The organism is Gimesia sp. (assembly GCF_040219335.1).
Classification (GTDB): domain Bacteria; phylum Planctomycetota; class Planctomycetia; order Planctomycetales; family Planctomycetaceae; genus Gimesia.
Map to the genome: position 1 here is coordinate 66040 of NZ_JAVJSQ010000006.1, position 12083 is coordinate 78122.

Sequence of the window (12083 nt, forward strand, 5' to 3'; positions counted from 1 at the left end):
TCACGATCAGTGAATCGGGTTGACGTAGACTGCTGCGTCAACCTGACCGCTGAAACAGATGATTTATTGAACGAGACCTTTGGTCAGTTCCATGAAGGCGGTTTCCAGGTTGATTTCCTCTTCGCGGAACAATTTGAGCTGGAAGCCTTCCCCGATCAGCAATGATGGAATGAAGGTGTAATCCTTCACATCATTCTGCAGCGTCACCAGCATCTCACCTTTCTTGATTTCCAGTTCGGAAACCTGAGAATGTTTTTCCAGCAGGGCAGCTGCCTTGTCGGTGTTCTCGGTTACCGCGACATGCAGCAGGATCCGCTGACGTGCTTTCTTCATGACCTCATCGACATTGTCGTCGACGATCAGGTTTCCTTTTTCGATCATGCCGACCCGCGTACAGACGTCTGCCAGTTCGGGCAGAATGTGACTGGAAACGATCACGGTTTTCTTCATCTCCCCCAGTCGTTTGAGCAGATTGCGGATCTCAATACGGGCACGGGGGTCGAGACCACTGGCAGGTTCATCAAGCAGCAGTACCTGCGGTTCATGCAACAGCACGCGTGCCAGCCCGATTCGCTGAGTCTGACCGCGGGACAGCTGATTGACCATGGCGTCCCGTTTGAAGGTCATATCGACCAGTTCCAGTTTCTCTTCGCAGACCTTGCGGCGCTGCGGCCCTTTGATGCGATACGCGGAAGCGAAAAACTCGAGGTATTCGATCACGGTCATGTCGTCATAGACGCCGAAGAAGTCGGGCATGAAGCCGACCAGACGACGGATTTCTTCGGGATGCGTATAGATTGATTTCCCGCAGACGTAGGCTTCGCCATAGTCCGGACTGAGCAACGTGGCGATCATCCGCATGGTCGTGGTTTTGCCGGAACCGTTGGGGCCGATAAAACCGAAGACATCACCTTCACCCAGGTTCAGATTGATATTATTCACGGCAACCAGGTTGCCGTAGCGTTTGGTTAAATTACGTGTTTCAATCACTCTTGATCACTCCCGGTAGGTGTGTCCTGCTGCTGGGGCAGTTCTTCTTTTTCTTTGTTCTCTTTTTCGTCCAGCGAAGGTAACTCGTATTGAATTTCCCGCGAGCGTTTCACGGAGATTACGACACGCAGATAGGTGTCCTGCTGATCCTGGGGCAGCTCAGTGTCGTCCAGCTTTACCTGGCTGAGGGGCTGATCCAGTCGAGCGAACAGCACTGCTCGTCCCAGCCGCAACTGTTCGGTGAGATCCAGTTGCTCGGCGGCGATATTGGAGAGCCCTGTGTAGCCGAACCCCCCTGAGCTTTCGTGGAACGTCAGAATCTTCAGGATCTGATAGGCGTTTTTGGAGAAGGCATCGTATTCTGTCTGCTCGGTAACCACATTACCCGGGTTAGCGCCGCGGGCGGCGATCCGTCGCGAGACCGACCCGGTGAGGTAGCCTTTGATATTGCGCGATTCGACCAATGGGCCGTTGATGTCCCAGGCCTGGTCGGCAGGTATATATGAGTCTTCCAGCTGTTCCGGATTCACGAGAGGCAGATAAATCCGATTGCCATACGCCAGCACCCAGTCCTTCAGAGGACCGGAAAAATGATGCGTCAGATTCCCGGAGAGCTGCCCCAGGCTGTTCCCTGTCAGATCCGAAGTGAGCAGGTCTGGCTGCTGCTGTGACCAGTCTCCCAGCAGACTCTTGGTGCCCCATTTCAGCAGAGGCAGATTTTTAATTTCGGTGGAATCCGGAGTGAACGCATACGTGGGTCCGGTAATCGTTCCTTCGGCAGAGCGATACATGCCGGCAAACGTGGTTTCCGGCAGTCCATTCCAGCAGAGGTGTGTCGGAAACTTGTCAGACTGGGCTGTGGTTGTGGGAATATCAGACATCACCTGAACCTGGTAACGCCGCGTTTCCGGGCTGTAGAGATTCAGGTAAAACCGCCCGCGGAGTTGCCCGGTGGTGGCATCGTAGTCTGTCAGATTCAATTGAGTCGAATGCAACTGGGAGCCGTTGTTCTGTTGCGCGGTCAACACACCCCAGCCGGCAGCCAGCAGAACCATTGTTGGAAAAGTGAACCAGGTGATATGCGGTTTCTTCAGGATCCGATGCACGACCAGGTAATCGAGGGGGCCGATAATCAGCAGGTAGACCAGAATCAATCCCATGACCCACCAGTGTGAAGCACGGTTGATACCCAGAAAATTCTGCTGTGAATGAAACATCTGTGTTTCGAGCTCGGATATTCCAGTCTGTGAAATCCGTTTGCCCAGCTCGGCATTTTTACTGCGCGTGGCGGTGACTTGATTGCCACGGAGTGCCAGTTTGGGGCAGAGGTTTTCCAACCCGTCCCAGCCAGACAGCGGGCTGGTATTCAGATCCAGTGCCAGGAATGTGACCACACCCAGTCCGTAAGGAACACGGACAAGTAGCGGACCATCCAGCGATGTGGCCAGCACTTCGCCGGCGTCAATTTGAATGCGAGAAGCAGTGGCGACACCGCGAATTCGCGAGCGGACGGTTGCGTACAGTTCGATGCTGCTCAGCTCACGTACGCGGCTGGTTCCCAGAATCTTGACCGGAATCCATTTGGCGAAATCACTCTGCTGGTACGCCTCCTGATCAGTACCCACGCAGATCACCAGGTGACCGCCGCTAGCAACCCAGTCACGAATCGCTCTGTTTTTCACACCACCCACACTGTAGTCGCTGTCGACAATCAGAGTGTCAAGGGTGTCGTAGCCATAGGCGTCTTCGGGCAAGAGTGCCTGGTCGGAAATCTGAACGCTGTACTGATCCAGATTTGGGTCGAGTGTCTCCAGTTCTGTTTCAGAAATCGTGTTGTATCCAGCTACCTCTCCGATGGTTGCCCAGAGCTCTACTGACTGTTTGATTCCCATGCCTGCGAATTGATTTTGGGCAGACCGGGGTGTGTAAGCGAACTCCTGCAGGACCGTTTGGGATTTCGCTTCTTTCAATCGGATCCGTAAGGGGCAGTCCAGCAGACCTGCTTTGAACAGGGAGCGTAACTGGTACTCACCTGGTTGCGGACATTCAAAAACCTGCGAGGGGACTTCCGTCGGGTTTCCGTCCGGGGAGAGGGCGGTAACCGTGAATTGCAGACTGGTGGCTTTTTTCGTCGCGACTTTGAGCGTCACAGGAACCCAGCGTCCCACTTTGTAGATGCCGTCAAAACCGACCTGGACCTGCTCGACTTCAACAGCACCAGACTGCTCCGCTGCAGGCGACAGGGAAGGCTGCGTCCAGAACAGCAGTATCAGCAGCATGGAAATGAGTGGAGTTCGGAATACGAGAGGTGATTTCATGCTATCTTAATTCTGTCCCCGGAAGCCGGGACAGAGGCCCGAAAACAGTTCTGGTAATGGATTTGAGTCGTCTGAAGAACTCAAAAGTCAATTGGAATGTATCACGTGAATTCGCTGTTGTTATTATGTCCTGAGTGGAGATCAGTCTCAATACAAGGCCTTGACAAATAAAGGGTTTCCGAGGATTAACCTGTTCTTCACTCAAAGACTGCTCGTCAGATCAGCAAGCAGACTGCCAAATTTGTCCAGTGCGGGCTGTGGGATGGTGTGTGGACCCACGAATTCCGTGAAATCGACTGCATAATCCCGCTGTTCCAGCATCTCCTTCAGCCAGATCGCCCCATCGAAAGGCAGAATCGGGTCCTGAGTGCCATGGCTCTGCTGAACGGGAAACCGGGCTGATTGATCCGCCAGAGCACCCCAGCGTTCTTCACAAAGCAGAGTGCCTGACCAGATCGCCAGTGCGGCTGGGGGCTCGGGTAACTGCAGAGCCACTTCAGTGGATACCATTGAACCCTGTGAAAACCCGGCAAGCACACACTGAGACAGTGGGACGCCTGTTTCCTGCAGCAGTGCATCAAGCATCGCGCGATACTGTTGACCCGCTTCCAGCAGTCCATCCGGAGTCTGACCGCGCTGATCCCGGATTTTTCCGGTTGCGATTGCTTCATTCAGAGCGGCGACATCCAGCATCCACCAGGCACGTCCACCGGGGATTCCCATCTCAATCAGAGAGAGGGGGGCTGCGGGAAAGACGAATTGAACTTTGTCCGCGAGTTCCGCATTCTGTCGAAGAATTTCCGGACCCAGGGGAACCAGGTCGTCGCCAGGGGCACCAAAACCGTGTGAGACGACCGCGATGATTTGAGGTTTCGTCTCAGCGGGAAGCTGATCATAGATCTGGCAGCTGAGAGGACCGAAGGTACGCGTTGTGAGAGCCATGAGATTACCGTCGATTCAGTATGAAAACGCTAAAAGAGTTATGAGTTATTGATTTACAGCACTGATTGTGTCTGCGCAGAGCCATTTTATCAATCGCGCAGCCAGCCGTCTGAATCAATTTGTGACGATTGTCATCGAAACCGCACCACTCTGTCGTCATCTGGTAGCGGCTGTGATGAGCTCTCAAAGAAACGGGTATGATTAAAACCCTGCAAATTCAAGAGTTACTGTAGATCTGAAGCTTATCTACTCATTCTGGAACATGGTTTGCGACCTTCCTGATGCACGCACACTGATTGATGCAGGAGTATGCCAGGGGGATCAGACTCTCTGGCATCTGATCGAAGGAGAATCACGATGTTTCAGCGCACCAGACAATTCGGCCTGATAGTTCTATTACTGGGACTGTGGTTCATGCAGGAGAGGGGCCTGTATGCCCAGTCGCCGGGGCCGGAAGTGTTGGGAAGCCAGTTGAATCGTGATTCGTTTCAGCTTTGCCGGGAAATCCGCAGCCGGTTTCGGGGGATTCGTGGACAGCGCATGTACTATTCGAAGGCACGTGAGATCCATGCGCTGGCGGATGACATTCAGCGGATGATCATCCTGAAGGCACCCGTCCAGGGGATGGATCAGGCACTGGTCGATCTGGAACTGCTGGTTACGGATCTGGAGCAGACGCTGAAATCGGCCCGGTTACCGGTCCTGACCAGTCCGGTAATCAAACCGACCGGACCGAACGGATATGTCTTCTACGGCGGCAACGGATATCCGGATCCCTGTTTTCGCTGTCAGGGATTTCCTTACCAGATGCTTCCGGAACAGAGCCTCAAGGAAGTCTACGGAACCTTGCAGGGGATGCAGTTTTCAATTCGACAGTTACAGGCTCATTATGCACCTCCTGTTTCGGTGCCGGGGAAACGGACGTTTCCGGCGCCGGTGCCAGGAACCGACTCAGATCTGCAACCTGAGTTTCCTGCCAACCGGACACCGCAGCGGTCCCAACCGCTCCAGCCACGTCAGCCAGAGCGCGATTCCGACTGGAAGCCGTCTCGGAAGACCGCACCGGTGTTTCCTGCTCCGCAGCAGAAATCCACACCACCGGCTCTGGAAGGACCCGAATTTCTGCCACCACTGCCGATGCCGGAATAAGGATCTGTACTTCAGCCAGAGTGGATATGAATTTTCAGCCACTTGTCTTTTCGGAGAGGATGCGTCAACATGTTCCTGACTGACGTGACGTTTAATCAGGAACGGGAAGTATGCTTGACTATGATGCTGAGGAAGTGACCGCTTATTTGCATGAGCATATTCCAATCACCCGCGCCATGCAGCTGGAAGTCATGCCTCCTGAACCGGATCGCCTGCGGCTGCTGGCCCGGTTGAAGCCGAACCTGAATCACCAGGAGACCGCCTTTGGAGGCAGTATTGCCAGTCTCGGAATCCTGGCCGGCTGGACCCTGATCCATCTGCGTCTGCACTGCGAGGAACGCAGATATAAAATCGTGATTCACAAAAGTGAAATTGAGTTCCAGCGCCCCATCGAGGCCGACTTTGAAGGGGCATGCCTGTTCCCGGAGGAGCCCGTATGGGAAACGTTCCTGGCGTCTCTGCAACGGAAAGGCAGAGCCCGGATAGAACTTAACCCCCAGGTAATGGTCAACGGCAAGGTTGCCGCGACCATTAAGGGGAACTTCGTTATTCGGGAATTGTCAGGCGTCTGAAACCCCTCAGCTGGTTTCCGTGTTCTCAGTGGTTTCAGGACCCGGTAGTTCCGGCGGAGGAATCATCACCGGTTTATCACCGTAGAACAGATGCACGTCCCGTTGTGGGAAGGCGATTTCAATGTCGGCGGCATTGAACTGTTCGTGGATGGCGGTATGAATCTGGTGAATCGCCAGCAGCCTGTTATCAAGGTCAGGCAGGTAGGCTCTCAGGATCAGATTCAGCGTACTGTCGCCGAATGATTCAAAGGTGATACTCGGAGCCGGATCCTCCAGGATCTGTGGATGGTCCATCAGAATCTTCATAGCCAGATCGGTGGCCCGATTCGTGTCGGTTCCATAGGCGACCCCGACGGTAATGGTCACACGGTTGACCGAATCGGTCAGCGTCCAGTTCAGGAGTTTGCCGGTAATGAAGTCCCGGTTGGGGACGATGTATTCCTTGCGGTCCCAGTTGGTAATCGTGGTCGCCCGCATGCGGATTCGAGAAACGATGCCCGTGATTTCATCCACGGTGATAATATCACCCACTCGAATCGGCCGCTCGATCAGCAGAATCAAACCCGAAACAAAGTTGGCGAAGATTTCCTGCAGACCGAAACCGAGGCCGAAGGTCAGGGCGGTCGCCAGCCATTGCAGTTTCGACCAGCCCAGGCCGAGTGCATTGAAGACGACAAAAATACCGATCAACGCCACGACGTAACGAGCCAGACTGGTCGTCGCATATTTCACAGAGGAGTCCAGGGGGAGTCTTTGCAGCACCAGGAACTCCAGCAGTCCCGGAATGTTCCGGGTGGCGATCACGGCAAACAGAGCATAAATCAGTGCCAGGGCGACATCCAGATAAGTGACCGGTTCCAGTCGTTCTGTGACTTTCGTTGTAACGTTGCCGTCAGAATCTTTGATCTCCTCTTCGGTCTGGACCTGTGTGGACCAGAGCTTGAACGAGTCGAGTCGATTGAAGGCGGGCATTACGTCCCCCCAGATCCCGAAGGCGCCCAGCAGGAGGATCACCAGCATACACGCATTGACCAGTCGCTTGATCTGGGCGGAGATCTTGGTCAGGTCGGCCGGGTTTTCTTCTTCTGTCGTAATCCCGGCAATGTTGGACTCGGGCGTCGAGGATTCCTGATTCTCCTTACGCAGTGCTTCCAGACGTTCCTGGTTCAGTTTGTGGCTTAACTGGCGATGATGGATCAGGATCCAGCGCAACAGGATCGCACGGAACAGGATCACGCCCAGGAAGAGCCAGAGCGTCAGGAAGATCAGGTGGAACAGGCTCATCGCTGTAAAATAGAAACCGATTAGCGATAAAACGATCAGGCCGCAGGGAACGGCCAGCGCCAGGAAATAGACCAGATATTTCAGTCGGTCATACCAGACTTCCTGATTGTAGTTCATAATCGACTGGAAGAGACCGGAGCGGGGATGGAATACCCGGCGGGCAAAGATCGTATACGTTACCAGTAATGCGACGAAGAACAGCCGCTCCAGCAGATCCTGAGTGCGATCGACTTCTTTGCCATGCAGGACCAGCGTCACAAACAGGAGTGGAACAGAGATGGGAATCACCCAGCGAATATTTTTCCTGACATAGAGCACGGTCTGCTTGTACCAGCCAAAGTGTGATTCCCCAAGGCCCAGAGGGCGACAGATCTGGCGGATCAATTCCCAGAAAAACAGCAGCCAGGCGATCTGCCGCAAACTGGAATCCACTGCTTTGACGAAGGGGGCCGTCTCGGGGCCACTCCCCAGACGCCAGGCGAAAAACCAGATGAATCCCGGCCAGACGATCGCGATGAACAAGGTCAGGAATGCGACGCGCGCAGTGATTCCAAACTTGCGAAAACTGCTGCGAATGATTTCTTTGTTGATGATCCGCAGTTGCTGGCGCACATTGTACGCCAGATAAAGCAGGCTCATAAAACAGAAAATCCCGGTCACATAGATGATGGGATTGGTGATGATATCCTCCTGGATGGCTTCGAGTAACTGCTTCCAGTGTGTAGGAGAAAGTAACCAGCTCAGGGAGTTCGGAATCTGCTTCGCTTCGGCAAACGAAATCGGAGGCGAACTTTTGATCCAGAAGACCCGTTCCTGGATGTAATCTGCATATCCTTCCGTCTGCTTAACCAGTTGCGTTTCTGCAACGTCGAGGTCCATCAGCTTGTTGAAATACGCGTTATTACTGCGGATCAGCGTATCCAGGTACTCTTTCTGTTTGGCCAGTGTCTCTTCGACAATGCTCTTGAGATTTGCTTTTTCGATATCAGACAGCTTTCGCTTGCTGTCCTTGATGATGTTGTCTGTAACGGTTTCAGCTGAGGGAAATTCTGACCACTCATCATCCAGCTCAAACAGCCGCAGGTGAACTTCGTCGATTTCTTTGGCGCGTTTCTCGATGCTCAGTTTCCGCGTTTCCACGTCAGGCAGGGAGGACTGCTGATTCCGCAGGAGTAACCCGATCGGACCGGTCAGACCGATGGAGGTCTCTTTTTCTTTGGTCTGGGTAAACTGTTTTTTGAGCTCATCCAGTATTTTACTGGTCTGGGAATACTTCTGATCGACCGACTGAATTTTGTGGTTCAGGGCTTGAATGTCTTCGGCGTATTGCTGGTTTTTTTCTGCCAGGGGCTGCAGCAGCGGATTGGTCGCGAAGACTTCATCCCGGGCTTCCTGTACCCGCATTTCCGATTCGATGTTGCGGCGTTTGGCAATCTGTTTCTTGAGGACCTCTACCGCTTCAGATTGCTCCTGAGTCTGTAGTTTCAGAAAGTCCTGCCTCACGCGGGGATAACCGACGGCCTCCTCAGCCTCGTAAGAAGACTGTTCGGCTCTCAGTGCCGGCTTTTCAGTTTTCAGCAGGCTGATCCGGGTTTTCAGCTCAGTTTTACGGGCGTCGGTGACGATAGCAGGTTCGTCAGCCGGAGCGGGGAGTGCCAGCTGTTTATCAAGGTCGCTGATCTTGTTATCGATCTCAGAAATTCTGGTCAGGATTTCTTTCTGCCGATTCACCCGGCCCGTGATCTGTTCATCCCAGTTGGACTGTTGCTGCTTGAACTGCTCAAGATTGGCTTCCTCTTGAACCAGCATTTGTTGCAACTTGGGTAGATCCTGTATATGGTTGAACGAGGGCGCAGGTTGTTTATTGAGCTTTTCAATTTCCTGCTTGACCTGATTCAGCCGCTGCATCGCATTCTTGGCATCTTCGGTATAACGACCGGTAGCCACCTTAAGGTCTTCTGCCTTTTTAAGGTTGGCCAGTGCCTGGCTGTAGAACTCTCCGGCTTTTTTCTGGTTGTCCTCAGTCAGATCTTTAATATTTTTGATCTGGTCGATCCGTTTCTGAATCGACTCACTGGTGATCTGCGGTTCCTCGGTTGAGGACGTAGAATCGCTACCATTAGCGGGAGACGGTTTCTTGGGGACCTGGGAGTAGGAACTGGAAAGGAAACCAGTCAGTGCTAGCAACACGAGGAAAACAGGCAGGCAGGATATCCACAAACGAGAACGACAGAACATAAGACGTCTATTTTCTTTATTGAATCAATTCGAATTAGCTGAGGGGTTTCAATTCCGGTCAGTTATTGAGCTATTGCGGCACAGTTTAGTAACTGAGAGGGGAATTGGGCAAGGTGTGATCCGGTAAGTTGGACAGGAATGCGCATCTGGATAGGACCGTCAAGTTTAACGAAGGAGCCAGCGATTGTGGGTAGTCGTCGATTTTCCACAATGCCAGTCAGGTCAGAGACCATCTTGAAACCATATTGAAGCCACAGACCGGCGAGATACAATCTCAGCTTCATCTGAGACCGGATGTCGAGTTAAAGAACTTGGGAAGTCTCGAGAAATAAGTCCTTGACACTTTCACACGTAGCGGTAGATAATACCCATAGAATTGTTTATGAACAATTTCCCGCCTGAATTCCTGTTCATATTTCATTACCTGAGTGGGCTCCGACCTGTGCGATTACATTCCACATTCATAGACTATGAATCACAACTGCATTGGACTGCACGTGTTATGATACGTGCCTGCCTGCTGCTGTCGTTGTGGAATTTGCCCTTCCCCTGGCTGCACAATCACGAAGCATATGCCGTCGCGGAGAACAGCAGTGCACAGCTGCCGGCTCACCTGAATCGGTTTCACGATGGAATTGAAGCTCCCGAAGCAGGCTGGCATTTGCACTTTGTTTACCTGGGCAGAGAACAAAGCGAAGATCCGCTGAAACAGAACCTGCCCTCGCAGCAGAATCAACTGATTCTCATCGAAACCGCCAGCACATCTTCTGCCGGAAAAACAGGGACACTGAGTTCTGTCGAACAATTCCTGATTTGTGCTGCCTTTTCCGCTAACTCCTGCTCCCTCCGGATGATCCCCGCCGGGACTGGCGACCAGCAGCATGGTCCCCCTGTCTCCCAGGCCTGCTTTACGGGATCTCCTCGCGACCTGACCTGCGTTTCACGCTGCTGAGTTTGTGCTCCCTGTGTGAACGAGTTTCGTTTTGCGCTCAGGGTTATGCACAGTTGAATGCAGTTTGAAACTGCGCTGCGCATGATTCTCCTCTCTCATTTCCGACGATTCGGGAGAAATTTTCATGAAATCGCGAGTTATTACCATCATGGTCATTCTGATTCTGTTCGTCGGAATCGGGATTTACTGGAAACAGAATCAGACAAACACAGAGGCAGAAACAGGTGCTCCTGACATCGGTTCTGCAGTCGAAACTGCAAACGAGGAGACGCCCTCGGAGGTGGCCCTCTCTGAAGAGAAACTGAAGAATATTCAACTGACTGTGGCCCCTGTGAAACGACAGCCACTGAGTCAGATACGCATGGTTCCCGGACGGTTGCAGTATGACGACCGCAAACATGTTTCAGTTAAAGCACCCGCTGACGGCGTGCTGGTGGAAGTCCGCGTGAAAACGGGAGATAAGATCAAAGAAGGTCAGGTGCTGGCAGTCTTGAACAGTCCCGAGATCGGAACCGCGCGTGCCGATCTGTTGCAGCGGAGAGCTGAGTACGAACTGGCCCAGAAACAGTTCGGCTGGAAAAATGAAATTCAGAGCAACGTACAGAAACTGGTTGATGCTCTGCTCAGTAAGCAACCGATGCCGGAGATCGAAAAAGAGTTCGCGAACGAGAAACTGGGAGACTACCGGTCCCAGCTGCTCCCCGCTTATTCACGCTACCTGCTGGCTGAAATGATCAATTCGAAATCCGCTCCCCTGGCGAAATCGGGAGCAATTTCATTACAGTCATTGAAGCGGCGCGAAACCGAAATGCAGGATGCACGGGCCGATCTGAAATCTCTGTGCGAACAGTCGATCTACGATGTCAAACTGGAACGCGATCGAGAACAGGCACGCCTCAATGATGCCGAACATCGCATGACCATCAGTCGTCAGAACCTGGAAGCCCTGCTGGGATCGGCCGTCGATCCCGGCAGTAAAGAGCTCAAGGCTGCGGAGAAACTCTCCCGGCTGGAAGTCATCGCCCCTTTCAGTGGAACCATTGAGGACCGTACTTTCAGCAGGTCCGAACGCGTCAATCGGTCCGATGTACTGTTTACACTGGCGCAGACCGACACGCTCTGGGTGGCAGCCGATATCCGTGAATCGGACTGGGCAGCGATTTCACTGACGGGCAGCCAGGATCTGCAGGTGAAAGTCAATTCGTTTCCCGATGAGACATTCCCGGCTCGACTGTACTACCTGGGACGTTCGGTTTCACCGGTGACCAATTCGGTTCCATTGATCGCAGAGATCAAAAATCCGGATGGCAAACTGCGTCCCGGCATGTTCGTCCAGGTTCTGATTCCCGGCAAGCAGAAGTCCGATGTGATTACGGTCCCGGCCCGGGCAGTACTGGATGACGCGCAACAGGAATTTGTTTTCGTCAAAACATCCGATCGTTCATTTCGACGTGTTGATATTCAGTCCGGTTTGAAAACAGAAGACTGGGTGGAAGTTCAGAATGGTCTTAAGGAAGGTGAGCAGGTTGTGGATGAGGGGGCGTTTACCCTTAAGTCCGAACTGCTGCTGGAACGGGAAGAATAACGCTCCCGCGACCATTTCATTTTCATCTACCATCTCTGTTTTTTCGTTGAGGG

At 53.0% G+C, this 12083-nt stretch carries 8 protein-coding genes; 4 read left to right on the top strand and 4 right to left on the bottom strand.

From position 1 onward, the window contains the following. Positions 1 to 63 precede the first annotated feature (63 nt). The 3 genes from RID21_RS06435 to RID21_RS06445 form a co-directional block, all read right to left on the bottom strand. On the bottom strand, positions 64 to 990 hold the full coding sequence (locus tag RID21_RS06435) for an ABC transporter ATP-binding protein (RefSeq protein ID WP_350187846.1): 927 nt from the start codon (positions 988 to 990) through the stop codon (positions 64 to 66). Further along, entirely contained in the window at positions 987 to 3308 is a 2322-nt protein-coding gene (locus RID21_RS06440) for a hypothetical protein (RefSeq protein ID WP_350187847.1), read from the bottom strand. Before RID21_RS06440 ends, RID21_RS06435 begins: the two co-directional genes overlap by 4 nt. A 201-nt stretch (positions 3309 to 3509) precedes the next feature. Further along, positions 3510 to 4250, bottom strand: coding sequence for an alpha/beta hydrolase (locus RID21_RS06445; RefSeq protein ID WP_350187848.1), 741 nt, complete (start codon positions 4248 to 4250; stop codon positions 3510 to 3512). Between the two features lie 357 nt (positions 4251 to 4607). Between RID21_RS06445 and RID21_RS06450 the strand changes: the two genes are divergently transcribed. Beyond that, positions 4608 to 5399, top strand: coding sequence for a hypothetical protein (locus RID21_RS06450; RefSeq protein ID WP_350187849.1), 792 nt, complete (start codon positions 4608 to 4610; stop codon positions 5397 to 5399). A 110-nt stretch (positions 5400 to 5509) separates the two neighbouring features. Beyond that, positions 5510 to 5971, top strand: coding sequence for a YiiD C-terminal domain-containing protein (locus RID21_RS06455; RefSeq protein WP_350187850.1), 462 nt, complete (start codon positions 5510 to 5512; stop codon positions 5969 to 5971). A gap of 6 nt (positions 5972 to 5977) precedes the next feature. Here RID21_RS06455 and RID21_RS06460 read toward each other — a convergent pair whose 3' ends face one another. After that, a complete protein-coding gene (locus RID21_RS06460) occupies positions 5978 to 9445 on the bottom strand; it encodes a mechanosensitive ion channel domain-containing protein (RefSeq protein ID WP_350187851.1) in 3468 nt (1155 codons plus the stop codon). A gap of 550 nt (positions 9446 to 9995) precedes the next feature. On the opposite strand from RID21_RS06460, the gene RID21_RS06465 reads away from it, so the two are divergent. Continuing rightward, positions 9996 to 10445, top strand: coding sequence for a hypothetical protein (locus tag RID21_RS06465; RefSeq protein WP_350187852.1), 450 nt, complete (start codon positions 9996 to 9998; stop codon positions 10443 to 10445). A 124-nt stretch (positions 10446 to 10569) separates the two neighbouring features. Further along, positions 10570 to 12030: an efflux RND transporter periplasmic adaptor subunit gene (locus tag RID21_RS06470; protein WP_350187853.1), complete on the top strand. Its 1461-nt coding sequence runs from the start codon at positions 10570 to 10572 to the stop codon at positions 12028 to 12030. Positions 12031 to 12083: the final 53 nt, after the last annotated feature.